This window comes from Ligilactobacillus sp. LYQ135, assembly GCF_053711055.1.
The window spans coordinates 319,355-345,160 of sequence record NZ_JBSJYT010000001.1 but is presented as its reverse complement, the minus strand read 5'-3'; the positions used below and the strand labels follow the sequence as shown (position 1 = coordinate 345,160).

Annotated in this window: 24 protein-coding genes; 17 read left to right on the top strand and 7 right to left on the bottom strand. The window is 33.4% G+C overall.

Annotated features, from left to right (window positions below; all coding sequences use genetic code 11):
* The first annotated feature begins 5 nt into the window (after nucleotides 1–5).
* The 4 genes from pstB (ACWCL1_RS01565) (at nucleotide 6) to frc (ending at nucleotide 3,891) form a co-directional block, all read left to right on the top strand.
* Complete coding sequence (gene pstB / locus ACWCL1_RS01565; RefSeq protein WP_454545170.1) at nucleotides 6–785, top strand: phosphate ABC transporter ATP-binding protein PstB; 780 nt, start codon at nucleotides 6–8, stop codon at nucleotides 783–785.
* A 12-nt stretch (nucleotides 786–797) separates the two neighbouring features.
* A complete protein-coding gene (gene pstB, locus ACWCL1_RS01560) occupies nucleotides 798–1,553 on the top strand; it encodes a phosphate ABC transporter ATP-binding protein PstB (RefSeq protein ID WP_454545169.1) in 756 nt (251 codons plus the stop codon).
* A 42-nt stretch (nucleotides 1,554–1,595) separates the two neighbouring features.
* Nucleotides 1,596–2,357, top strand: a complete 762-nt coding sequence (gene phoU, locus ACWCL1_RS01555; protein ID WP_454545168.1) for a phosphate signaling complex protein PhoU — start codon at nucleotides 1,596–1,598, stop codon at nucleotides 2,355–2,357.
* A 187-nt stretch (nucleotides 2,358–2,544) separates the two neighbouring features.
* Nucleotides 2,545–3,891, top strand: coding sequence for a formyl-CoA transferase (gene frc / locus ACWCL1_RS01550; protein WP_454545167.1), 1,347 nt, complete (start codon nucleotides 2,545–2,547; stop codon nucleotides 3,889–3,891).
* A 130-nt stretch (nucleotides 3,892–4,021) separates the two neighbouring features.
* Here frc and ACWCL1_RS01545 read toward each other — a convergent pair whose 3' ends face one another.
* Entirely contained in the window at nucleotides 4,022–4,681 is a 660-nt protein-coding gene (locus ACWCL1_RS01545; protein ID WP_454545166.1) for a class A sortase, read from the bottom strand.
* 271 nt (nucleotides 4,682–4,952) lie between these two features.
* On the opposite strand from ACWCL1_RS01545, the gene ACWCL1_RS01540 reads away from it, so the two are divergent.
* Together ACWCL1_RS01540 and ACWCL1_RS01535 are read left to right on the top strand one after the other, a co-directional pair.
* The gene (locus tag ACWCL1_RS01540) at nucleotides 4,953–5,093 is read left to right on the top strand and encodes a recombinase family protein (RefSeq protein WP_454545165.1); all 141 of its coding nucleotides are present in this window, start codon (nucleotides 4,953–4,955) and stop codon (nucleotides 5,091–5,093) included.
* A 54-nt stretch (nucleotides 5,094–5,147) separates the two neighbouring features.
* Entirely contained in the window at nucleotides 5,148–5,489 is a 342-nt protein-coding gene (locus tag ACWCL1_RS01535) for a helix-turn-helix domain-containing protein (protein ID WP_454545164.1), read from the top strand.
* A 454-nt stretch (nucleotides 5,490–5,943) separates the two neighbouring features.
* Here ACWCL1_RS01535 and ACWCL1_RS01530 read toward each other — a convergent pair whose 3' ends face one another.
* On the bottom strand, nucleotides 5,944–7,530 hold the full coding sequence (locus tag ACWCL1_RS01530; RefSeq protein WP_454545163.1) for a S8 family serine peptidase: 1,587 nt from the start codon (nucleotides 7,528–7,530) through the stop codon (nucleotides 5,944–5,946).
* A 194-nt stretch (nucleotides 7,531–7,724) separates the two neighbouring features.
* Between ACWCL1_RS01530 and ACWCL1_RS01525 the strand changes: the two genes are divergently transcribed.
* Complete coding sequence (locus ACWCL1_RS01525; protein WP_454545162.1) at nucleotides 7,725–8,600, top strand: Rgg family transcriptional regulator; 876 nt, start codon at nucleotides 7,725–7,727, stop codon at nucleotides 8,598–8,600.
* Between the two features lie 41 nt (nucleotides 8,601–8,641).
* Here ACWCL1_RS01525 and ACWCL1_RS01520 read toward each other — a convergent pair whose 3' ends face one another.
* On the bottom strand, nucleotides 8,642–10,219 hold the full coding sequence (locus ACWCL1_RS01520) for a malonate decarboxylase subunit alpha (protein ID WP_454545161.1): 1,578 nt from the start codon (nucleotides 10,217–10,219) through the stop codon (nucleotides 8,642–8,644).
* Nucleotides 10,209–11,180: a DMT family transporter gene (locus ACWCL1_RS01515; RefSeq protein WP_454545160.1), complete on the bottom strand. Its 972-nt coding sequence runs from the start codon at nucleotides 11,178–11,180 to the stop codon at nucleotides 10,209–10,211. Before ACWCL1_RS01515 ends, ACWCL1_RS01520 begins: the two co-directional genes overlap by 11 nt.
* Nucleotides 11,181–11,384: 204 nt before the next feature.
* On the opposite strand from ACWCL1_RS01515, the gene ACWCL1_RS01510 reads away from it, so the two are divergent.
* The 10 genes from ACWCL1_RS01510 (at nucleotide 11,385) to ACWCL1_RS01465 (ending at nucleotide 22,837) form a co-directional block, all read left to right on the top strand.
* Nucleotides 11,385–12,506: an NAD(P)-dependent malic enzyme gene (locus tag ACWCL1_RS01510; RefSeq protein ID WP_454545245.1), complete on the top strand. Its 1,122-nt coding sequence runs from the start codon at nucleotides 11,385–11,387 to the stop codon at nucleotides 12,504–12,506.
* A 30-nt stretch (nucleotides 12,507–12,536) separates the two neighbouring features.
* A complete protein-coding gene (locus ACWCL1_RS01505) occupies nucleotides 12,537–13,508 on the top strand; it encodes an AEC family transporter (RefSeq protein ID WP_454545159.1) in 972 nt (323 codons plus the stop codon).
* A 12-nt stretch (nucleotides 13,509–13,520) separates the two neighbouring features.
* Nucleotides 13,521–14,576 (top strand): [citrate (pro-3S)-lyase] ligase, encoded by a 1,056-nt coding sequence (gene citC, locus ACWCL1_RS01500; RefSeq protein WP_454545158.1) that lies wholly within the window; start codon nucleotides 13,521–13,523, stop codon nucleotides 14,574–14,576.
* Nucleotides 14,566–14,859, top strand: a complete 294-nt coding sequence (gene citD, locus ACWCL1_RS01495) for a citrate lyase acyl carrier protein (RefSeq protein ID WP_454545157.1) — start codon at nucleotides 14,566–14,568, stop codon at nucleotides 14,857–14,859. Before citC ends, citD begins: the two co-directional genes overlap by 11 nt.
* Before the next feature lie 2 nt (nucleotides 14,860–14,861).
* Nucleotides 14,862–15,767: a citrate (pro-3S)-lyase subunit beta gene (gene citE / locus ACWCL1_RS01490; protein WP_454545156.1), complete on the top strand. Its 906-nt coding sequence runs from the start codon at nucleotides 14,862–14,864 to the stop codon at nucleotides 15,765–15,767.
* Nucleotides 15,757–17,295 carry a citrate lyase subunit alpha gene (citF, locus tag ACWCL1_RS01485; RefSeq protein WP_454545155.1) on the top strand — a complete coding sequence of 513 codons (1,539 nt, stop codon included), beginning with the start codon at nucleotides 15,757–15,759 and terminating at the stop codon, nucleotides 17,293–17,295. The genes citE and citF overlap by 11 nt, the downstream gene beginning before the upstream one ends.
* An 11-nt stretch (nucleotides 17,296–17,306) precedes the next feature.
* Nucleotides 17,307–18,725, top strand: a complete 1,419-nt coding sequence (gene citG, locus ACWCL1_RS01480) for a triphosphoribosyl-dephospho-CoA synthase CitG (RefSeq protein WP_454545154.1) — start codon at nucleotides 17,307–17,309, stop codon at nucleotides 18,723–18,725.
* Entirely contained in the window at nucleotides 18,709–19,497 is a 789-nt protein-coding gene (locus ACWCL1_RS01475; protein WP_454545153.1) for an alpha/beta fold hydrolase, read from the top strand. Before citG ends, ACWCL1_RS01475 begins: the two co-directional genes overlap by 17 nt.
* 45 nt (nucleotides 19,498–19,542) lie before the next feature.
* Nucleotides 19,543–21,225, top strand: a complete 1,683-nt coding sequence (locus ACWCL1_RS01470; RefSeq protein WP_454545152.1) for an alpha-keto acid decarboxylase family protein — start codon at nucleotides 19,543–19,545, stop codon at nucleotides 21,223–21,225.
* A gap of 175 nt (nucleotides 21,226–21,400) precedes the next feature.
* A complete protein-coding gene (locus ACWCL1_RS01465) occupies nucleotides 21,401–22,837 on the top strand; it encodes a 6-phospho-beta-glucosidase (protein WP_454545151.1) in 1,437 nt (478 codons plus the stop codon).
* 465 nt (nucleotides 22,838–23,302) lie between these two features.
* Here the strand turns inward: ACWCL1_RS01465 and ACWCL1_RS01460 are convergent, their stop codons facing one another.
* Genes ACWCL1_RS01460 through ACWCL1_RS01450 form a run of 3 tightly spaced genes read right to left on the bottom strand, consistent with a single transcriptional unit; the run spans nucleotide 23,303 to nucleotide 25,804 of the window.
* Nucleotides 23,303–24,643, bottom strand: coding sequence for a DUF6056 family protein (locus ACWCL1_RS01460; protein WP_454545150.1), 1,341 nt, complete (start codon nucleotides 24,641–24,643; stop codon nucleotides 23,303–23,305).
* Complete coding sequence (locus ACWCL1_RS01455) at nucleotides 24,631–25,530, bottom strand: polysaccharide deacetylase family protein (protein WP_454545149.1); 900 nt, start codon at nucleotides 25,528–25,530, stop codon at nucleotides 24,631–24,633. The genes ACWCL1_RS01460 and ACWCL1_RS01455 overlap by 13 nt, the downstream gene beginning before the upstream one ends.
* On the bottom strand, nucleotides 25,517–25,804 hold the full coding sequence (locus ACWCL1_RS01450; RefSeq protein WP_454545148.1) for a hypothetical protein: 288 nt from the start codon (nucleotides 25,802–25,804) through the stop codon (nucleotides 25,517–25,519). Before ACWCL1_RS01450 ends, ACWCL1_RS01455 begins: the two co-directional genes overlap by 14 nt.
* Between the last annotated feature and the right edge of the window lie 2 nt (nucleotides 25,805–25,806).

Sequence of the window (25,806 nt, the reverse complement as noted above, 5' to 3'; positions counted from 1 at the left end):
GATATATGACAGACACATGGATTAGAGAAATAACAGATGAAGTTGCATTATCAACTCAGGATCTAAAAGTTTTTTATGGTGAAAAAATGGCATTTTCAAATGGAACCATTCAGTTTCCGCGGCATAAAATCACCGCTTTGATTGGACCTTCCGGATGTGGTAAATCAACCTTTTTGAGATCATTGAATCGAATGAATGACGACATTGCAAGGGTTGAAGGTAAAATCATGTACCGCGGATTAGATATTAATAACGACAATATTAATATCTATGAATTACGCAAACATATTGGAATGGTATTCCAACATCCAAATCCCTTTTATAAATCTATTCGTGAAAATATCACATATGCATTGAAATATAATGGGATAAAGGATAAGGCAATTTTAGACAAAAAAGTCGAAGAAAGTTTAAAAGCAGTTGCTTTATGGGATGAAGTAAGTGATTCATTAGATAAAAATGCGAAGGCACTGTCAGGGGGCCAACAACAACGGGTATGCATTGCACGCTCAATTGCAATGGAACCGGATATTTTATTACTAGATGAACCAACAAGTGGACTAGATCCAATTTCAACTCGTAAAGTTGAAGCTACACTTCAAGAGTTGAAAAAGAAATATACAATTATCATCGTAACGCACAACATGGAGCAAGCTTCAAGAAGTAGTGACTACACTGCATTTTTCAACATGGGACAAATTATTGAGTTTGATAAAACCAAAAATATCTTTACAACGCCACATGTTAAATTAACAGAAGATTATGTTTCAGGAAACTTTGGATAGGAAGGCAAAAACATGAAGAAGATTTTAACAACTGAAAATGTCCACCTTTACTATGGTAAAAAAGAAGCATTACATGGCTTTGACTTAGCATTTAATGAAAAAGAAATTACCGCTTTGATCGGACCATCTGGTTGCGGAAAATCAACTTATTTACGTTGCTTAAATCGAATGAATGATTTATTAGATAATGTTACAATTACTGGCAGTTTCAAGCTAGATGGTGAAGATATCTATAGTCCTAAAGTTGATGTTGTAAAGTTACGAAAACGAGTTGGAATGGTATTCCAACAACCTAATCCATTCCCATTATCAGTTTATGATAATATTGCTTTTGGCTTAAAACTTAAAGGAATTAAAAATAAAAGTGATATTGATGATATTGTAGAAGAAAGCTTGAAAAAAGCAGCTGTTTGGGATGAAGTTAAGGACAATTTAAAAAAGGATGCACTTGCATTTTCTGGAGGCCAACAACAACGGATTTGTATTGCTCGGGTTTTAGCAGTTCAACCTGAAATTATTTTAATGGATGAACCTACAAGTGCGCTTGATCCGGTTTCAAATTCAAAAATTGAAGAAATGCTGGTAGAATTGAAAAAAGACTATACTATTATTATTGTTACTCATAACATGCAACAAGCTTCAAGAATTTCAGATAATACTGCATTTTTCTTAAATGGTGACTTAGTGGAATATAGTAAAACACGTAATATGTTCTTAAATCCTAAAGAAAAATTAACAAATGATTACTTGAACGGACGCTTTGGTTAATTGGTATAATAATAGTACTCAACTAAGGAAGGATGAGAAGATATGAAAGAAATTTTCCGTGATGAAATGAAAAAGTTAAACGGCCGCTTTAATGAAATGGGAATTGATATTAGTGAGCAAATTTATCAGGCTACAAAATCATTTGTAGATCATGATCAAAAATTAGCAGAACAAATTATTGCTCGCGATGAAACGATCAATAATAATGAAATTTCGCTAGAAGAAAGAGCATTAAATTTGATTGCTTTACAACAACCTGTTGCTCGTGATTTTCGTAAAATCATTAGTATTTTAAAGGCAAGTTCTGATTTAGAACGAATTGGTGATCATGCCATTATTATTGCCCGGGAAACGATTCGTTTAAAGGGTAATAATCGAATTCCAGAAGTTGAAAACATGATTTCAGATATGACAGCTGACATTCGAAGCATGCTTGAACGTTCACTTGATGCCTCTATTCGCAGTGATGCAAATGAAGCAAGAAAACTCGCACAATCAGATACTGAAATTGATGATCAGTATTATAAAATTTATCAATTATTAATTGAAATCATGAAGCGTGAAACTGCTACTGCAGTTGCGACAACAAGTTATTTGATGGTAATTCGAATGCTTGAACGAATCGGTGATCATATCGTTAACTTATGCGAATGGGTCATTTATGATCAAACAGGTAAATTAAATGAATTAAACCCTGGTAAGTTACACCGTGAAGAATATTTAAAAGTTGAAGAACAAGAAGCCATTGTACGTCATGAACGTAAAAAGAAAAGAATGGCAAAAGAACAAGGTAAAGAATTCTAATTAAGAAATGAGACTGCAATGTAAGTTGCAGTCTTTTTGATTGCATTTATTTAAATGCTTATATTATACCTCAATGCAAATTGATTTTAATTGCAGACAGGAGTGCTAGAATGAAGGTGTAATCAAGGCAAGTACTTATTTTAGTATTTAACTGATTATTAAAAATACTATAAAGGGGAATCAGATCATGGCTACAGAAGAAGATAAATCAACGTATGCTCCTTTAAAGGGCATCAAAGTCGTTGACTGGACACAAGTACAATCAGGTCCTTCATGTACACAATTATTAGCATGGCTAGGTGCAGAAGTAATTAAAATTGAACGGCCTGATACAGGCGGTGATCCAACACGTAATCAATTACTTGATATTCAAGATTCTTGGGGAATGTATTACCTCCAATTAAATGCTAATAAGAAATCATTGACATTAAATATTAAAAGTGAACAAGGAAAGAAGATCATGACAGACTTGCTTAAGAAAGCAGATGTCTTTGTTGAAAACGTTAGACCGGGTGCTGCTGATCGCGCAGGATTTGGTTGGGATGATGTTCATAAATTAAATCCACGTTTGATCATGGCTTCTTTGAAAGGATTTAACCAAGGTTCTCGGTTTGAAAATGTTAAGGCTTATGAACCGGTTGCTCAATCAGCTGGTGGGGCAGCTTCAGCAACTGGTTGGAATGACGGAAAGTATAATGTTCCAACTCAATCAGCTGGTGCTTTGGGTGATACTAACTCAGGAATGCACTTAACAATTGGAATTTTAGCTGCATTACTTCAACGTGAACATACTGGTGAAGGTACATTTGTTTACCAATCAATGCAAAATGCGGTTTTGGATTTATGTCGAATCAAGTTGCGTGACCAAGTTATGTTAGATAACTTAGGTGCATTGCCACATTACGCTGTATATCCAAACTTCAAGTGGGGTAAGGCAATTCCACGTGCAGAAAATACTGAAGGTGGAGAAGTTATTGGATGGACATACAAAGCTAAAGGTTGGGAAACCGATCCAAATGCTTATGTATATATTGTTATTCAAAACTCTAATAAGAGTTGGGAAGCAATTGCAAATACAATGGGACATCCAGAATGGATTAATGATGAACGCTTTAAAGATTGGCAACACCGTCAATTACACAAAGAAGAACTTTATCCATTAATTGAATCATATACAAAACAATATGATAAATATGAGTTAACTGAAAAATTAGGTAAGGCAGGAATTCCAGTAGGCCCAATTCTTGACTGGTATGAAATTGAAAATGACCCTGAATTAAATTCAGATGGAACGATTGTAACCATTGATGAAGGCGGTAACCGTGGTAAATACAAGACATTAGGAATGCCATTTAAGTTAGGTAACTATGTTCCAGATTATAAACGTGCTCCTGATTTAGGTGAAAACAATAATGAAATTCTAAGTGGTTTAGGTTATAGTGAAGATCAAATTAAGGAATTAGAGGATAATGGTACAATAATTCCTGCACAAAAACCAAAGAATCCACGTCGTCAAGTAATTAAAGGCGAATAAATAGAAAATAAAAAGGTTGCGATTTTATCGCAACCTTTTTTGATGATGAAATTATGGCTGATTTAAATTTATCTATAGATAACGTAAGTATTGGGAAACTCATTTCACATAATTTATTGAATATGGTTAATTAATATTCAAATTTTTGGGATAAATACTTTTTAACCGTGGGGGAAAGACGGTTAAAACTATTTTTGCTAATTAAAGCGCCTTTAAAAACGATTCGTTTTTGATCAGTTTTGTCGCAAGTAATTAGTGTAAGCATTGGTTTTTTAGTTTGGGATAAGGTTGATAAATCATATTGTGAAATGCTTTTAATATCAATGATTTTATAAGTGTAAACAGTTTTAAAATCAGTTACATAAACTTCATCACCAATACTGCCATGCCGATAAAGCGGAGAAAATAGTACTTTAGAACTAGAGTGCACATTATGTGCTCCAAGAATAAAGTTACCTTTGCCCATTTGTTCATTTGGAATAAGTGTACTAGCACATAAAGAGTAAATTGTATCATCCACTCCTAGTGCAATTGGAGCATTAAGATCCATTTGTTGATTATAAATCGCACCAATTACGTGAATTTGAGGATGAACAAAGCGTGCTTTAATGATGCTGAAAAGATTAATTAAATGCACACTATCCCAGCTATAAGGAACGGCATATGATTTTAAAGTTTCAATTTTAGGATGATAAGATTCAATCAAATAATTTGAAAGTGGAACGTTAAAAATTAATCCTAGTCCAATTGCATAAGAGAAAAAGGTAAAAATTCTTTTTAACCCCTTCATATTCCTCACTCCTTATAATTTAAATAAAATGAGGCATAAAAGTGCGGCAATACTAATGCACAATATTCCAATAATTTTCTTGCCTCTCGGAAGTTTTAATTCTCCAACGCGTGGAAAATTTTGAGCGACTAGTGTATACTTACCTATCGTTGTTTGACCGCAAGTTTTTGTACGTAAATCCTTACAGTAGATTTAGTATCCAAACTTGGATCAACAGGATGATAAGTCTCTACCCTATTTAGACAACAATTTTTGAAAAGGTTGTTGAGAAATGAAAATAGGATATGCAAGAGTTTTTACAGCCGATCAAAACTTAGCACGTCAAATTGCTAAGTTGAATAAGGTTGGAGTAGAACGTATTTATCAAGAAAAAATTTCGGGTAAGGATATGCGAAGGCCTCAGTTAGGTTAGGGAGAGACCGATATTACACGCATTGTAAACCAAATTATTGTGAGAGGAGCATTTTTGAATATTTTAGACTTACCTTCATTTGAAGGCGTAAAGGATAAGAATCTTAAACGATTGCTAACCAATTTATTGTTAGAAATAAAAAAATACGATGCTGAGCAGGAACGTAAAATGTTACGTGAAAGACAACGTCAAGGAATCGAACAGGCTAAATTAGCTGGAAAATATTCTGGTAAAAAAATTCAGTATCGACCGGATTCACCACATAAAAAATATCGTGAAATCTATTTTAAGGTTTTAGAGATGTTCAAAAATGAAGTGCCTAAATCTAGAATTGCCAGTACATTAGGGATTTCTAAGCAAACGGTTTACAATATACTCAAGCGTAGTCAAATTTAGCTTGATTTTCTACATAAGTTTATTAGAATTAAATGTGGAAATAACATTTTAAGATGTTAGAAAGGATAATATGAAAACTTATAATTGGCTCTCTGCCCTTAATAATATTAAGTTTTCAGTTGTTATTTGTATCAGCGCATTAGTGATATTAGGTATCAAGGTACCTTCATCAGTAAATATTGCTAGTCCAAATAGGGTATACCCTTATTAACCATAGAAAACTCTAACATGTTAAGTAATAATTGCAAGTAAGGAAGTCCTTATTTAAAAATTGGCAAAATTGAGTAAAAAACCCTCACGTTCATCAAAGGTTGCGTTGGCAATGATAACGTGAGGGCTACTAGATTAGAAGAACAATGAATTCTGAATAAAGAATCCACTATGAACACAAGTTAGACTTGTATTTGAATAGTCAATATTTTTAGGAAAAGTTTAGAAAATGTTACTAAGCTTTTTATTTTTTTATCTGCTCGTTATTAAATTGCCACCATGAATCTTCTAAAGAAGATGAAATGGCACTGATTGTTCTTTGAGAAGAACTAACTGCAGATGATTTACTTGAAGAACTATTATTTATACTTGACGAATTAGCAGAACTAGTAGTACCTGTTGAAGTATCAACTAACGGGTCTAAGATGACGCATGGGAGTCCATACTTATTCGTTTGAAGTGATTGCTGCAATTTTGCTTTAATCTTATCGGGTTGTTTATATAGATTATGAGCTGCAATTTCATGAGCAATCATTCCAGATACTTCAGGAGCAGAAAATGAGGTACCACAGCTATAACTATAGTTTCCTTGTCCTCCGCAAGTTAAAATCCACTCACTAGGAAGATATTTTCTAATTGGATTTTGCATACCTGTTTTGCGAGTATCACCACCAGGAGCATATACAGAATTTATGGAATAGCATGAAAAATCAGAACGCTGTCCAGATGAACCAATTGATGCGACCTGTACGATTCCTGGAACGTTTCCTGGTAAACTTACTCCTTGACCACGGGCATTGATCCCGGGAGTTTTACGATTGATATAATTAGTGATAGCTTGGGAGTCATCTAAATTCAATCCTTCATTACCAGCAGCGACAACTACTACACTTCCTTTTTTAGTTGCGTAATCAACAGCGCGAATCCATGCTTGATATTCAGCTGAATCATTATTACCATCAAAACCACCATATCCGCCAGTTAATAAACCATATCGGCCTAAGCTCATATTAATAATGTCATCTCCATTATTAATAGCCTGGATAAGAGCTTTTAATACCCACGTTGATTCTCCGCCTTCTCTTGAGAAAACTCGATACTCATCGAGAGTTACATTGGGATTTACTCCAGCCATTTCGCCAGTTCCCATAATTAAACTAGTTACAGCAGTCCCATGACCGCGCCGATCTGAAGTGTCATTGGGATTGCCGGTTTCATCGACTTCCTGATTATTATAACCGCCACGAGGAACAAAATTCTGGGCATGGCGAATTTTAGCACCAAGTGAATTACGGTAATCATCTGATATTCCAGAATCAATAATACCAATGCTTACATGCGAATTACGGTCTTTAATAAAATTATTAGGGTCTTTAGAGATCATCTGCATGTTCCATTGGGTCTTCCAGAAATATTTATTTACAGGATTGTCGCCGTCAATTGGTGAGATTGCAGTCGGTTTATATGAATCATTGGCTGACTTTGACGGCGTTTGGACATCTGATTTTGTATTTTTCTCGATTTTTTCTGTTTGTGTTGGCGTTGTTCGGGCTGTTTCGATCCAGCCGATCTCTGGAATTGAAGATTTAACTTCAATGCCTTGTTCTTTGATATAATTCAAAGTTTGATCGAAATTTTTTTTGGTATTATCCTTCGTAATGACAAAAGTACTGGTTTTATTAGGGATATTTTGCTGTTCATCAGTTTTTTTAACCTTTACATTATCATTATTGGGAGAGACAGCTTTGACTTTTGAAACCGGAACCGTCATAAATAACGAAGAACATAAAATGGTTGATGAAATAATATTAACAAGCGTGAATTTTTTCATAAATCCTTCCCCTTTCTTCCTTTTTTATTTTTTAAGTGGCTTTAAAGCAACAAAATCCATAACATTGTTGCCACCTCCTTTCCATCTTTACAATAAAGGGCTTTAACTTTTAAGAGTTATTATGTATCCTTAATAGATAAGAACTGCCCTTTTACGTATATTGTTTACTTAAAACCAAAAAGGAGGTTTACAAAGTGAGTGTGAAAAATTATGGGGAAACAATTTCTTCAATGCGTAAAGCCAAAAATATTAAGGTTAACAAGTTAATTAATGGAATTATGAGTTCATCGACGTATGTTCGCTTCATTTCAGGTGAGGCACAAACATCGGTTAACAATTTTATTAGCCTTCTTGAAAATTTACATATTAGTTTTGATGAATTTAAATATATTGATGACGGATATCAACCTGATGTTATTCAAAACTTGATGTTAAGTATTCGTGAAGCAGTTGTAAAAGATGATGTTGCTAAATTAAAAGAATATTTGGAGCAAGTAAAGACAAGACAACAAATGGAAGTGGACAACCAAGAATTAGAACATGTAAAGTGTGCATTAAAATTAACAATCAATCGCTTGCAACATGAGTCTTATGATGAAGTTGCTAAGAAAACAATTATTAATTACTTATCAACTTGTGAAATTTGGACGCATTATGAATTAGCATTATTTAATAATTGCATTTTTATTTTTGATATTGAACAAATTAAAACCTTTAGTAAACGGGTGGTTCGTAATCTTGAACGATATCAAAATATGCGAGTTTATGGAAGTGAAAGTTTTCGGGTGTTAGTAAATATTATGATGATTTATATTTCGAAGGGAACTTTAAATGACATTGTTGAGACATTAATTAAAATGAATCACTTTAAACTTGAAAGTGACATGCTTTTTGAAAAAAATTTGAGACTATATTTTAATGGGCTTGTTCAGTTAATTCAAAAAAAGCAGGAAGGAATCAAACAGGTCAAAAAAGCATTGAATATTTTTGAATTATTAGATGCAAAGCAATATGCAGACTTATTTGATAAATTTTTAAATTACACTACTAAAAAATATAAATTAGATTAGTAAAAAAGCTGAGACTACCTACAGTCTCAGCTTTTTATTAACTAGTGTTTAGGTTGATATAATCCTTTAGAACATTTAATTAAATCATTGATTGAACGGGCCGCTAAAAGACTTGAAGTTGCTTGTTCAGAATGAATGTTTAAGTCTTCTAACGTAGTAATTAAACCTTGAGTTTGTAAATTACGTCGTTGGGCTGATGAGCATAAATTTCCAATTGAAGTATTGCCTGCAATTGCTTCGATTGCCATTTTTTTCTCGGTTGGACTAGTTGTTTTATATAAATTAGCAATTCCATTTTCAGTTACAATATGGGTAGTATCATGAGAATAAATCATGATGGGATCAACATTAACATTATTTGTTATTTTCATGGCATCTAAATTTTCAACAAAAACAGGCTCATGATTCCACCGCCGACTATTAGCTAATTGCACTACTAATTTACGATTCCCAAGTTTTTGATAAGGCGGTGTTAAATGGCGTCTTCCATGTGGATTAGATCCCATGTTAGGCGCACCACCAAATCCACTCAAACGGTTAGTAGTAATTGTAGATGCATTTCCCAAATGGTCGATTTGTAATGTAGAACCAACAAACATATCAATGGCATATTGTCCTGCGATTTGGGCAAAAACGCGGTTGGATTTTAAATTAAAATGGTGGTCGACTGCAAAAATCTCAGGATGAGCAGCAATGTATTTTTCCATTCCTGCTTCGCCACCAAAACAATAAATCGATTCAATCCATCCAGCTTCAATGGCAGGAATTAAGGTTGGAGTGGGATTATTAACCCAATTAGTTGCAATTTGATGCTTTAATCCTAATTGACTTCCATATGTTGGAAGAATCAATTCAATTGCGGCTGTATTATATCCGATTCCGTGGTTTAAAGTTTTAACTTTATACTTACCATAAATTCCTTTAATGGCAAGCATTGCAGCTAAAATTTGTTCATGGGTGATATTTTGCGGATCCTTAGTGAATAAAGGATAAGGTTGTTCAGGATGATCACTTGTAACAATTAAATCAACTTGATCAGCAGGAATATCAATTCGTGGGAGTTGGTCTACAATTTCATTAACTTGAGCAATTACAATTCCAAATTTAGTAGCAGTCGCTTCAACTAAAATTGGCGTTTCTTCTGTATTTTCAGCTAAATAAAGATTGCCTTGAAGATCTGCTTGCATCCCAATAATTAAAGCTACGTCGGGAATTAAATCGACAAATAAGCGACCATATAATTCTAAATATGTGTGAATGTTGTTTACAGTAAGTTGTTTTTGATTAATTAATTCAGCAAGATAGGCACTTTGAGGACCAGCAAATGCAAAATCAAGTGAACTCGCAATACCATTTTCAAAAAGATCAAGTTCTGCTTTTAATTCAACACTTGGAATTACAAGTGAAAGGTGATTAACAACCTTATTTGAAACTTGATTTAAGGCATTAACTAAAAATGATGCTTGTTTTTGATTATCACCTTCAATTACAAGCCGGTCATAAGGATGAATAACTTGCTCTAAAACAGATGTAATTTGAGTATTAGAGATAAATTTTTGTTTTTTGGTAGCAGCAATTGTTGCTAATTTTTGTTTTTTGATGTTTAATCTATTCTTCATTTGAGTCAACCTGCTTTCTAGTACTAATAAATGGCAATGATAAGCCACTAACGATCAAAATACTGCCAATAATGGCAGTAAGGTGAAGCTGTTCATGTAAAATAATTACTGCAAAAATTGGTGATAAGATTGATTTGATGAAAAAAGCACTTGAAGCTATAAATGATCCAACATGTTCAACTGCATAAAAATAACAACCATATCCAATTGCAGTAATAATAATTCCAATAAATAGCAAAAGCCCAATATTTTGAGAAGTAATTCCATGAAAAATGGGAATAGATGCTAAGATGTTTAAACTTGGGATTTGTTCAAAGAAAGTACTTACAAGCAAAAGATGAGATCCTCCAATGAATAACAGCAGTTCAATTAACCCACAAATAAAGCTCATGCCTGAAACAATGAAACCACTTGAACGATTTGAAAGAAGATATTTTTTTGAAAGAACAGTATATAAACCAAATGAGGCAGAGGATAAAAGGGAGATAATGATTCCTTGCCAGTTTAAGACTTGAAGTTGGGAAAACGGATTTAAGATAAATGCTAATCCAGTTAATGAAAGTAATAAAAGTCCAATTTCTTGAGAGAAAAAATGTTTTTTTAAGATGATTTTTGAGAAAAGCAGGACAAAAACAGGATTACAACTAAAAATAATTGCAGCAATTGCTGCTGGTTCTAGTTTGCATGAAATTTGATAAAGTGACATGCAAAAAACAATGAAAACAAAACCAGTTGTAAAGAAAAACTGCCAATCTTTTAGTGTAAATTTAATGTGATGTTTGCGAATTTGATTAATAATAAATGGGGCAAAACAAACCGTGGCGATAAAAAAACGCCAAAAACTAATTTGAATTCCATTTAAGCCAACAGTTGAGCGACTAGAAATTTTTAAAGTAATTTCCATTAAACTAAACACAAATGCAGTAATACAAATACATAAATACGATAATTTATTTTTCATAAATCAATTCCTCCTTTATTAGTTAACTTAATCCTCCCTTAATAGTTAACTAATTTAGCATGAAGATTTTAAATTTGCAAGCAAATAATTATTTAAATTAATTCGCAATATTTAAATGTAAGTGCTTTAATCTTTTTGCATAATATGATAAAACGGTGATGAAAGGAGCTGATTAAATTGTCGGAAAATGATGAAATTTTAGAAATGCACGGTGGTAAAAATCCAGGTGTATTAAGTTTAAAAGCACGGTTTGATGTTACTAATAAAGCACAACTAGGAAAAGCTTACACTCCTGGTGTTGCAGAAATTGCTAAGTTAATTGAAAAAGACCCGGCAGCAAAAGATAAATATACGATGAGTGGTAAGTTAATCGCAATCGTAACTGACGGATCAGCTGTTTTAGGATTAGGAAATATTGGCCAAGCAGGCGGATTACCAATTATTGAAGGTAAGGCCTTATTATACAAGGATTTTGCTGGAGTTGACGCGGTTCCTCTTGCATTAAATCAAGTTCCAGTAGATGAACTTGTTGAAACGTTAAAAAATATTTCAACATCGTTTGCTGGTTTTCATTTGGAAGATATTAAGGCTCCGCGCTGTTTTGAACTTGAAGAAAAATTATCACAAGTAGTTGATATTCCCGTTTATCATGATGATCAAGAAGGAACAGCAATTGTTGTTTTGGCAGCCTTAATTAATGCAGCTAAAGTGGCAGGAAAATCACTTCAAGAGTTAAAAGTACTAGTTAATGGAGTAGGTGCTTCTGGTTATGCCACTGCTAAGTTATTAATGGAAGCAGGAATAAGAAAGATTACACTAGTTGATAAAAAAGGACCAATCACTTCAAATGATCCAAATTATAATTCATATCAACGTAAATTAGCCAGTCAAAGTACAGTTCAACAACATTTCAATAGTTTAGATGATGCCATTGAAGATCAAGATGTTTTTATTGGTTTATCAGTAGGGAATATTTTAAGTGCAACTCAAGTTAAGAAAATGGCTTCTAATCCAATTATTTTTGCATTAGCAAATCCGCAACCAGAAATTGATCCACAAATTGCTCAATCTGCTGGTGTAAAAATTATGGCAACTGGTTCAAGTCAATATCCTAACCAAGTAAATAATGTTTTAGTATTTCCAGGGTTATATAAAGGCCTTTTGAAAACTAAAATTAATAAGGTTACTCCAAAATTAGAAATTGCAATTGCCCACGGATTAAGTACAATGATTACTAATCCAACACCAGAAAAATTTGTTCCAGGGGTTTTTGATGATGGTGTTGTTAATAAAGTAACGACAACAATTGAAGAGTTTGCAAAATAGCATGGTCAATTAAAAGAGGAGATGACGACAATGAGTGTGTTTTGGACTTCTATTCAAAGTGTTCTATCAATTGTGATTATGATGGCAGTTGGATATTTTTGTCGGGCCAAAGGGTGGTTTAGTGACCGCTTTTCTAAAGGATTATCTCAATTAATTATGAAAATTGCATTGCCATGTGCCATTTTTATGTCCATGTTGCAGCGTTTCCATTTAGATCAGTTAAAAAGTTTGTCAAAAGGGTTAATTTATACAATTTTATCAATTTTTATTGGATATTTAATTAGTTGGGCTGCAGTTCATATTTTTAAAATTCCAAAAGGGCAACGTGGATTGATGATGACAGGAATTAATGGCGCTAATACTGTTTTTATTGGACTTCCATTAAATGTTGCTTTATTTGGGAACGTCTCAATTCCATATCTATTGGTTTACTATATTGTAAATACCATCATTATTTGGACACTTGGAGTATGGGTAATTGCAGCAGATGATCCAACTACTAAGAAGAACAGTGTCAAAATTGATTGGAAGCACTTTTTACCAGCACCAATTTGGGGATTTATTATTGCATTACCATTTTTAATTTGGATGCCAAATGCAGCTACTCAATTACCATCATTTATTACACGGACGCTTTCAGATATTGGTGGGTTAGTAACGCCACTATCCTTAATGTACATTGGAATTATGTTACGTGACTTTGGGATTTCTAATATTCGATTTACTAAGAGTCTCAACATTTCTTTAATAGGACGTTTTATTGTTTCACCAATCATTATGTTTCTAATTATTGCATGTGGAATTCATGCAGGAGTTTCAATTACACCAATGTTTCATAAAACATTGATTATTCAAGCAGCAACTCCTTCACTTGCAGTTTTACCAATTTTAGCAGATCAATATCACTGTGACGTTGAATTTGCAACGGATTTAATTGCAGCTACTTCAGTATTATTTGTTATTGTAGTTCCAATTATTATGATGATCATGAATTTTATTTAAAGAGGTTAAAAGATGCAAGTTAATCAAATTGATATTCATCAAAAAAGAGATGCACAAAAATGGAGAGCTTTTCTTGAAAAACAAGGAATTAGTGGTTTTGCTCCCCAAGAAATTGATGCGATAGAACAAACTTTTGTATGGAAAGATTCTTCGCGTAATATAGTTGCAACGGGTTCAATTGCAGGAAATATTTTAAAATACGTGGCAGTTGATCCTAATCATCAAGAAAATGGAGCAATGTTCAATCAAGTGATTAGCTACTTAGTTAATCAAGCAGCCATTCAAAAAAAATTTCACTTATTTGTTTTCACTAAACCTAAATATATAAAAAGTTTTGAGTATGTAGGATTTAAATTACTTGCAAAAGTTGATACGGGAGCAGTTTTAGAAAACGGAGTACCAAATGTGTCAACGTATGTAAGTGATTTACCTCACGTTAAAAATCAAGAAACCCAAAAAATTGCAGCAATTGTTGCAAATGCTAATCCATTTACAAAAGGACACCGTTATTTGATTGAAAAAGCTAGTCAAGAAAATGATTGGGTATACGTGTTTGTTGTTAGTCAAAATGTTTCTTTATTTACATTTGATGAACGTTTTGAACTAGTCAAACAAGGTACTGCTGATTTAAAAAATGTAATTGTAGTTCCTGGAAAGGAATATATGGTTAGCTATGCAACTTTTCCAGCATATTTTTTGAAAGATGATCAAAATGTGGGAAGATATCAGGCTAAGTTAGATGCAACGCTTTTTAAAAATAAAATTGCAAAACCATTAAATATTACTGCACGTTATTTAGGAAGTGAGCCTTTTTCAAAAACAACAGATGTATATAACGAAGAATTATCAAAAGTTTTACCTCCAGAAATTAAGGTGAAAATCATTAAGCGAGCACTTAATCAGGATCAACAAATTATTACAGCAACTAAGGTTCGCCATGCAATTTTAACTGATCAGTTAGCTGTTATTCAAACTTTGGTTCCCTCAACCACTTTTGATTTTATTCAAAAAAATTGGAGTGAATTAAAACACCGAGCAAAAGAAAGGAAGAATGAATATGGAAATTAAGCAAACTGCGCTGGCAGGAACAGTAGAATCTTCTGATATTCAAATTACTCTTAGCCAAGGAACAAATGGGATTGAAATTGACTTAGATTCTACTGTAGCAAAGTTATATGGAAACCAGATTAAAAAAGTGATCACAGATACACTAAAAGCATATGAAATTGAAAATGTTCATGTTAAAGCAGTTGATAAAGGTGCTTTAGATTGCATTATTAAAGCACGGACAATGACTGCGATTCAACGGGCATTAGGTACAAGTAATGAACCTAATTGGGAGGTGCTTTAGTTATGGAAGAACGGTTACGGCGAACAATGATGTTTGTCCCGGGAAATAATGCTGCAATGATTCGCGATGCAGGAATTTATGGAGCAGATTCAATCATGTTTGATTTAGAAGATTCAGTTTCATTAGCTGAAAAAGACGCTGCTAGAATGTTAGTTTACGAAGCTCTTACTACTCAAGATTATGGTAATGCTGAGTTAGTAGTACGGGTTAATGACATTGAATCACCATATTTTAGACCAGATGTATTTGCAATGGTAAAAGCGGGAGTTGATGTAATTCGCCTCCCCAAAACTGAATCTGCAGAAATGATTCATCAATTGGTTGAAGTAATTCAAGAAGCGGAACATCTCTTTGGGCGTAAAGAACGTTCTACTCACGTTATGGCAGCAATAGAGAGTGCTAAGGGTGTGATGAATACTTTAGAAATTGCTCAATCAAGTGAACGAATGATTGGAATGGCGCTTTCAGCTGAAGACTATACAACGGATCTAAAAACGCATCGTTATCCCGATGGAGCTGAACTTGAATTTGCGCGTAATATGATTTTAAATGCTGCCCGAGTTGCAGGAATTGCAGCGTTTGATACTGTATTTACTGATATGAATGACGAAGTTGGTTTTAAAAAAGAAGTTGAACATATTCATGAACTTGGTTTTGATGGAAAATCATTAATTAATCCACGTCAAATTGATATTGTAAATAAGATTTATGAGCCTACGCGTGCTGAAATCGAAGATGCATTGGATGTTGAAGCAGCCATTAAAGCTGCTCATGCTAAAGGATCAGGAGTAATTTCAATGAATGGTCAAATGGTTGATCGTCCAGTTGTATTAAGAGCACAACGCACACTTAAGTTAGCAAAGGCATCACATTTATTAAATGAGGAAGGTGAGTACATTGAAGAATAGTCTAGGAAGACAGTTGTCTGATGATTTGATGAAAGAACACCACTATAAGCCATTTGAAACGACTAAAATTGGTCATCCTACAGTTCAACGGGTTGCACCTAAAGTAAGAGTTTCAAGGGGAAATGATAAGTTAACGAATTCATTAGCAGATGTAGTGCGTGAAAATGTTAAAGATGGGATGACGATTTCTTTTCACCATCATTTGCGTGAAGGAGACTTCATTTTCAATTTAGTAATGAATGAGATTATTAAACAAGGAATTAAAGGTTTGACATTGGCACCTTCATCACTGACAAATGTAATGAATGAAAAGGTAATTGAAGCAATTAATGCAGGAACTGTTACTCACATTCAATCTTCGGGAATACGGGGAACTTTAGGTGAAGCTGTTTCACATGGAATTTTAAAGGATCCAGTAATTTTACGTTCACATGGAAGCCGGGCACGTGCCATTGAAAATGGTGAAACTAAGATTGATGTTGCTTTTTTAGGAGTTCCTAATTCTGATCGACTTGGAAATGCCAATGGAATGACCGGAGATGCAGCATTTGGATCGTTGGGTTATGCACTGATTGATGCAAAATATGCTAATAAAGTTGTCTTATTAACAGATAATGTAGTTGATTATCCTAATACACCGGCTTCAATCAATCAAACACAGGTTGATTATGTGGTGAAAGTTGATCAAGTTGGTGATCCAGATCGGATTGGTTCAGGTGCAACCCGCTTTACTAAAAATCCCAAAGATTTAAAAATTGCCAAAATGGTTAATAATGTAATTACTCATTCACCATATTTTAAAAATGGATTTTCATTTCAAACTGGTTCAGGCGGAGCTGCGTTAGCAGTAACGCGCTTCTTACGGGAGTCAATGTTAAAAAATAACATTAAAGCATCCTTTGCTCTTGGAGGAATTACAACACCAATCGTTAATTTATTGAATGAAGGTTTAGTTAATAAATTAATGGATGTCCAAGATTTTGACAAAGGCGCGGCTGATTCAATGAAAAACAACCGTAATCAACAAGAAATTGATGCTTCCTGGTATGCAGACGCAGATAATAAAGGTGCCATGGTTGATCAGCTAGATGTTTGCATCTTATCAGCGCTAGAAATTGATACTGATTTTAATGTCAATGTAATGGTTGGTTCTAATGGAAACTTAAGGGGAGCTATTGGAGGACATCAAGATGCTGCGACTGCCAAAATGACGATTATTTCAGCACCACTAACTCGCGGTAGAATCGCAACGGTTGTTCCTAAAGTCGGAACGATTATTACACCTGGTGATTCTATTGATGTGCTTGTAACTGAAGTGGGTGTAGCCGTTAATCCAAAGAGAAAAGATTTAATTGAAACGTTTAAGAAGGTTTCAAGTATTCCATTAATGACAATTGAAGAATTACAACAAAAAGCAGAGCAAATTGTAGGCAAACCTGAACCTCTTCAACATACAGATAAGACGGTTGCAATGATTGAATATCGTGATGGCACAATCATTGATGAAGTTAAAGAAATTAAAGACTAAGAGGAAAGATTATGCAAATGATTTTTGAACAAGGTAAAAATTGTGATATCAAAGATGTTTTAGATAATCGTGATTGGCGTGCAAGCATGCAAACACAATTGGCAAAAAAACATTGTGATAAAACGATTGTAAGCGTGAAACTTAATATTCCCGGTCCAATAAAAAATAATGGACAAATCAGCCAATTTTTTAAACTTGAATTAAAGCAATTTGAACAAAAACTACAACAGCAGGGAATTTTATATAGTGTTTATGGTGATTATTTAGATAAAATCACCGGTCCTGAAAGATTTTACGGTCTTGATGATGAAAGTTTTCACGTGAAACATTTAACGACTTGCTTTGAAGATTCAACTACAGCAAGACGTTTATTTGATATTGATGTCTTTGTTCAAAGTGAAAATCAAATTAGGCCAATTTCGCGTGCTCAAATTGATCAAGAACAAAGAAAATGCCTAATATGTAGTCGTCCCGCAAAGGAATGTGGACGAGCTCGCAAACATTCTGTTAAACAGTTACAACAAAAAGTTAGTCAATTAATTAGTGAAACACTAAAGATTTTAAAAAATGATCAAAAAGCGCAACTTTTAGCTCAATTAGGGGTACAAGCGATGCTTGATGAAGTAATGACATGGCCTAAGCCAGGTTTAGTTGATCCACTTGAAAATGGAGCTCATCCGGATATGGATCATTTTCTGTTTGTTAAAAGTGCGCTTAGTTTAGAGTCATATTTATTTGAGTGTGCACAAATTGGATTAAGTTATACAGGAAATAAATTTGAGGAACTTTTTGATGAAATTAGAAGAATTGGCAAAGTAGCTGAAAGTGATATGTTTAAAGTAACTAATGGGATAAATACCCATAAAGGAGTTGTTTTTTCACTTGGTGTAATGGAAACAGCTTGTGGAATTGCAATTCATGAAAATAATTTAGCGACGCAAAGATTACAACAAATTATTCAACAAATGCTTCAAAATTTAGTAAAAAATGACTTACAAGATAATACCAATGCACATACTGCGGGCGAAAAGCAGTACCAAAAGTATCATTTAGGAGGTGTGCGTGCAGAGGCTGCAAGTGGCTATCATGCAGTTTTTGAGCATGGATTAAAAACATATCACATCACCCAAAATTTGCCACAAAATGATCAATATATTGTGACACTAATGGACTTAGCACGCCATACGAATGACTCAACGTTAATTAAACGAGCTCAGTCGCCTCAAATTATTGAGTGGAAGAATCAACAAATTGATCACTTTTTTGATTTAGGAGCAACTGTAACCGAAAAAGGCCGTGATTTTTTAATGCAGATGCAAGCAAACTTTAGTAAACGTCATCTAAGTTTAGGAGGAAGTGCCGATTTATTGATTCTCACAATTTTTATTGCAAATGTAGAAAGAAGGTTTGCAAATGGACTTTCAAACTAGTGATAAGATGCGATTAAATTATCATAAATATGGAAAGGGACAGCCATTAGTTTTTATTCATGGATATAGTGGCTATCAAGAAATTTGGACAATGCAAATTGATTTTTTTGTAAATCATGGTTATCAGGTTATTACATATGATCAGCGTAATCATGGTGCATCTCAATTTGATCCAAATTTGACCGATTTTAATGTTTTAATTCGTGATCTAAAAGAATTAATTATTGGTTTAAAGTTAGACCAACCAATTTTAATTGGTCATTCAATGGGAGCGGCCGTAGTTTATGGATTTATTGGAAAGTATGCATCAATGATCAAAGCAGCAGTGGCAGTTGATGAGTCACCTAAAATGATTGGCACTCCTGATTTTCCATATGGTTTTATGAATGCTACGCGAATTAATTACAAAGAAAAACTAGCACAACTAGGTAAAGTACGTGAAACGTTGCATGGAGTTGCTCCTAAATGTCGGCAAGCAGTAAAAAATGCATGTGCTCAATTTCCATTTAATTGGGAAGGTAATCAAAAATTACTTTATGGGCATGTCCATGAAGATTGGCGTCAAAACTTAATTAATGCAACCTTACCAGTCTTATTAGTAACAGCTAATCAAAGTCCGTTTTATAATGGAAAGTGGGCAAATGTAATGGTTAAACAAAATCCGAAGTATTTAAAGCATATTGCAATTGATCAAAGTGGGCATTGTGTAATGGCAGAGCAACCAGCAGAATTTAATCAAACAGTTTTGAAATTTATTACAACACTAAGCTAGAAAAGGAAAGTAGGTTTTTAAACAAATAACGGGGAGGTTTTATTGATGAAAAAAATTACAGTAATTGATTATTTAATTCAAAGATTACATGAAATTGGTGTAGATAATATTTTCGGTGTTCCAGGAGATTATAATTTATCATTTTTAGATGATGTTGAAGCAAGTGAACATGTTAATTGGATTGGTGATTGTAATGAATTAAATGCGGCTTATGCTGCTGATGGATATGCTCGTAAAAAAGGTGTGGGAGCTTTAATTACGACTTTTGATGTTGGAGAATTAAGTGCATTAAATGGAATTGCTGGTAGTTTTGCGGAACACATTCCAGTAATTGCAATTACGGGTGCACCAACTACAAAAGTACAAGAAAATAAAAGATTAATGCATCATACCGATGCCACTGGAAATTTTAAACGTTCATATCAAGCATATAAACAATTTACCGAGGCACAGGCACTTTTAGGATTTGAAAATGCTGGTGCTGAAATAGATCGGGTTTTAACTATTGCAATGATTAAAAGACGACCAGTTTATATTTCATTACCGTTAGATGTGGCTCATAGTAAAATTAAAGCTCCCAGTGCACCATTGAATTTGACGGTGCAAAATACAGACCATACAAAACGAGTAGCACAACGGCTTGTTGATGAATTGCGCAAAGCTAAACGTCCAGTAATTTTGGCTGGAAATGAAATTATGACTTTTAGAGCAAAAGCAGCATTTGAAAAATTAATCAATAAAATGCATATTCCAGTAGCTACAATGTTGCTTGGTAAGTCATCAATTAACGAAGAAAATCCATATTTTATTGGCACATATTATCCTAACTATGGTGATAAACGGGTATTAAACTATGTTGATCAAAGTGATTTAGTAATTATTTTTGGAAGTAAATTGATCGACGTTAATACCGGCAGTTTTACTCAATGCTTTACTCAAGATCATACTGTAGTATTAAATTCTGATAGTACTGATTACTTTGGAGTAAAAAGTCGGGGCGTAAATATTAATAACTTGATCAAAGATGTAGCAGCCAAAGAATATGTTTTTGATTTTGACAGTACTGGATTACAAAATGTAAAACCAGATGTTAAGTACCATGATAATGATGATAAAGAATTGAACCTTGCTCAGTATATGTATGCATTTAAGAACTTTATGCAACCTAATGATACAATTTATACTGAAACGGGAACGTCTCAATATGGGTTATCATTTATGAATTTAAAGAAGGGAATTGACTTTGAAGCGCAACCACTTTGGGGATCGATTGGATATACTTTGCCTGCTGTTTTAGGAAGTCAAATTGCAGATCCAAATGGCCGGCATATTTTATCAATTGGTGATGGTTCAGCTCAAATGACAATTCAAGAACTCAGCTTAATTCAACGTCATCACTTAAAACCAATCATTTTTCTTATTGATAATGATGGTTATACAATTGAACGGGTAATTCATGGACCACATGCACGCTATAATGAAATTGCTGCATGGGACTATACGAAAATTCCAAGTGCTTTAGGAATCAGCGAAGATTCAATGGATGTAAATGTAGCTACTGATAAAGCCGCAATGCTTGATATTATGGATAAAATTGCGGCTGATCGAAGCAAAGCGCACTTTGTAATCATTAAAACTAAAGCCTTAGATGCACCAGAATTAGTGAAAAAAATTGGTAAATCAATGAGCTTAATTGATAAATCACATTTTTATGGTGAAGAAGAATAGAAGATAAATAAAGCAAAGAAAGAGACAGAGTATGTCTCTTTTTTGTTTGAAAAAAAATTCTCTTTAAAAAATAAAAGAAATACGCTAAACTAATATTGTAGTCATATTAAATCACATATTTTTTAGCGCTAAATGTAAGCGCTTAACATTAAAATTCGTTATTGGAGGAATTATTATGGGAATGAAGATGCCTAAAGATTTCTTATGGGGCGGTGCGGTTGCTGCTCATCAATTAGAAGGAGCTTGGCAAGAAGGTGGCAAAGGAGCAAGTGTTGCTGATGTAATGACAGTTGGTAGCAACACTAAACCACGTGAAATTACTCATAGTGTATTGCCAGGAAAAAATTATCCTAATCATGATGCCATTGACTTTTATCATCACTATAAAGAAGATATTAAGTTATTTGCAGAAATGGGCTTTAAATGCTTTAGAACATCAATTGCATGGACTCGGATTTTTCCTAATGGAGATGAAGAACAACCAAATGAAGCAGGTTTGAAATTTTATGACGATTTATTTGATGAATGTCATAAGTATGGCATCGAACCAATAATTACCCTTTCTCACTTTGAAATGCCATATTATTTAGTTGAAAAATATGGTGGTTTCACTAACCGTAAGACCATTGATTTCTTTGTGAAATTTGCTAAAACATGTTTTAATCGCTACAAAGATAAAGTTAAATATTGGATGACTTTTAATGAAATTAATAATCAAAGTGAATATAAAAATCCTTTCTTAACAATGACTAATTCGGGTTATTTTGTCAATGAACAAGAAAATCCAGAAGCTGCAATGTTCCAAGCAGCACACTATGAATTAGTTGCTAGTGCTTTAGCAGTTAAAGAAGGTAAAAAGATCAATCCAGACTTTAAGATTGGTTGCATGATTGCATATACACCATACTATCCCAATACATCTGATCCAGATGATATTTTACTTGCAATGCGAGCAAATCAATTGCGTTCATGGTTCTCTGATGTTCAATGTTGGGGTGAATATCCAAAAGCAATTGAAGCTTATATTGAACGTAATGGTTATCGTCCAGATGTTACTGAAGAAGATCGAGTAATCTTAAAAGAAGGTACAGTTGATTACATTGGCTTTAGTTACTATTCATCACGTAATGTTTCAGCTAAAGACATTAAGATTGATGATTTACGTGACATTAATAACGCAACTGTTCAAAATGAATACTTAAAGACAACTGAATGGGGGTGGTCAATTGATCCTAAAGGTTTACGGTATGGTTTAAATTTCCTAACAGATCGTTATCACAAACCATTATTCATTGTTGAAAACGGAATGGGAGCCCTTGATAAAGTCGAAGCAGATGGTTCTATTCATGATCCATATCGAATTGAATACTTACGTGAACACATTGAACAAATGGAAAAAGCAGTTACTTTAGATGGAGTAGACTTAATGGGGTACACTCCATGGGGTTGCATTGATCTTGTTTCAGCTGGAACTGGTCAAATGGACAAACGTTATGGTTTCATTTACGTTGATAAAAATGACCAAGGAGAAGGGACATTAGCTCGTAAGAAGAAAGATTCTTTCTACTGGTATAAGAAAGTAATTGAATCAAATGGTGAAGATTTAGGTTAATAAAGCTACTATAAAGAAAATATCTTAAAAAGTTGAGCACTTAAATTAATTTTAGTTTTGACTCGTAATAGCATTAAGCTGTTGCGAGTTTTTTGCGCTTTCATTTGTTACACCTTGTTGTTTCATGTGAAACAAAATAAAAAGACTATGACGAATTTAGGCCACAGTCTTTGATTATTTTTTAGTCAAGTACTAATAATAATTTAATTGCTTCATGCTTATTAATTGCTTTGTACGCATTTTGAATATGCTTTAAAGAAAAACGTTTAGTGGGGGGTACAGGATAAATGGGGCAATTACAAAATCACCAGGTTTAACATTAGTTCCATAAATCTAAACTACAAATACATGATAATAGTATTGTTTTTTCATTTACAGGACAATTAATTTCTTGGCACAGGAGGCCAGTCTTTATTTTCATAAAAATCATTCTAATGTAAATATTCTTCATCCCAGAGCAAGAATTTATTTAACTTTAATTTCTTCTAAGCCAAAGTATTTTGCCATCCAGGCATTTCCCCAAATAATTTTTGGATTTTTGCCTTTCTTCAAATAAGCAGCATTATAGTATGGCGAATATACTGACTTATTAGCAATCATTGACGGAACTGTAACGTTTTTTTTATGTTTGTCACGTGCTTCTTTGATTAAAGTTACTTGTTTTGAGAAACAGCCATTACTTTTTTCAAGTGAAGCATGGGCATTTTGGTATTGTGGAATGCTAATGACAAGTAATCCAGCTGTTAAAATTAAACCAATGCCATAGCCAATCGCATGTAATTTAATGTCTTTTAATTTGTTCATTAAAATCAAAGTTGTAATGATTAAGAAAACCGAACTGAATAAGATGTTTGCAGCAGTAACATCTTCATCCAAAATATTTAGTAATAACGTTAATCCAACGACATTAAGCATCATATAAAATGCCGCAGTGTCACTATGAATATCATGAGTTTTAAATGATAGTTTTCCAACTAAACAGCCTAATAATAAAATTCCAAGGAGAATGATCATAATACCACTTGATTGCCAAAGTGTTTTAAAAGTACTTAATAAATTAAAACTTAATTCATTAGGTGTATTCATAAGCATAATGATCGAACCTAAAACCATACCGACAAAGCCAGGATATTCATAATCTTTGATGGGATTAGGGGATTTTTCAAGGCGGAAGTACAAGTAAACTGTCCATGAAATTGCGGGACTCATTTGACTACTTGCGCCAACTAGAAATCCTAAAATAGTCATTGCAACAATAAACCAACCACGGTGCTTTTTGGGATCATAGTTATGGCGAATTGGTAATAAAAATAAAAGGGTTAGTGTAATTGGCCATAAACCATGAGCAGCACCATTCACCCATAAAATATTTTCACCGAAGAAAGGGGTGAATAAAAACAATGCAATAAATGCAAAAAGTAAGTATAGAGGTTTAAGTCCTTTCTTAGTTGCAAAGGCTGCTACTAAGGCTGCTAAAATAACAAAGACAAGGGTATTAATGATATTAAAGATCCCTTTAGGAATTTGCATAAAAAGTTGTGCTAATCCCTGACTAACAAAGAGTCCATCCCAAATTTTAGTGTGATTAGCAACAGATACAATCCAGTTCCAAATTGAAGAAACGGCTTTAGTTGTATCATTAGGCCACTCACTTTGATAAATGAAGTAATTGGCATAATCTCTACCAGTATATCCAACTAAGTTATTTAATTGGAAAATATAGTAACTACCAATTAAAAAAACAATAATAAGTGCAATGTAACCAATCACTTTTTTACTTTTTTGTTTGAAGGTTACCGTACCCATTTTTCAACTGCTCCTTTCCATGTTCCGGGACTGATCATTACACGCGGTAATGGTTGTTCTAGGTTAGTATCATTAGTAATTGTTCCATTTTCTAATGAGAAAGTTGTAATTCCTTCTTTAACTAAAAACTCTTGAACTTTAGGAGTATATTCTCCATATGGATAAGCAAAGATATTACTGTAGCGTCCAATTTCTGCATGGAGTTTCTTTTGTGATTTATGATAGTCTTTTTTAAAGGCATTGTAGTTTGCACTAAGTGTCAATACCCCATGGTTATCTACTTGATAGTGCATATCATTAGTATGGAGTCCAAATGAAACATATGGATTTTTAGCCATTTTCTTAATTTCACTCCATGTAGCTAATGCAGTTCCACCATCATAGTTATTAGTCATTCCAGTAACTATAAAGGCAGTAAATGGAATATGATTTTTAACCAAGTAAGGATAAGCATTGTAATAAGTTGTATTATCGAAATCATCAAATGTCAAAACAGCATATTGTTTATCAATGGGTTCATGATCTTTAACCATTTCAACTGCACGTTGAGCAGAGATAATTTCAACGTTATGCTTTTTGAAAAATTTAATTTGTTGTTTAAATTGCTTTAAAGTTACTTGATAAGAATGAATCTGATTGTTGTTTGATAATTCTTTAGAAAGTTTTTCAACTTTACTATTTTTAGTTACACGGTGATAACATAAAACAATGATTCCATTTTGATGAAGTTGATCTTTTGGAATTCTAGCAGTGTCAATTGTTTTTTCTGTTTTTTGATAGGCAAGTCCTTTATGGTATTCGTAAACTCCGCCACAAATAATGGCAATAATACAAATGCACCAGAAAATCGCATGCCAAAATTTTTTAATAAATTTAATGATGATCACCTGATTTCATTTGTTTTTTATGCCAGTTCACCCAAAGCAATCGACTAAATGCAAGTAGTAAAACAACTGTCAGAGATGTTAAAAGAACATCTAAATTACTTTGGATTGATAACTTATTACAGTTGAAAACTACATATAAGGCAATAAAGTTTTCGCGGTAGTTATGTGATAGAAACATAAAAAGAATTAAAAATATCCCGATTTGTAAAAAATTACCAAAAAGTAAAACAATATAATCTACAAGATATAATATGCCTTTTTTGAATTTCTGCATGA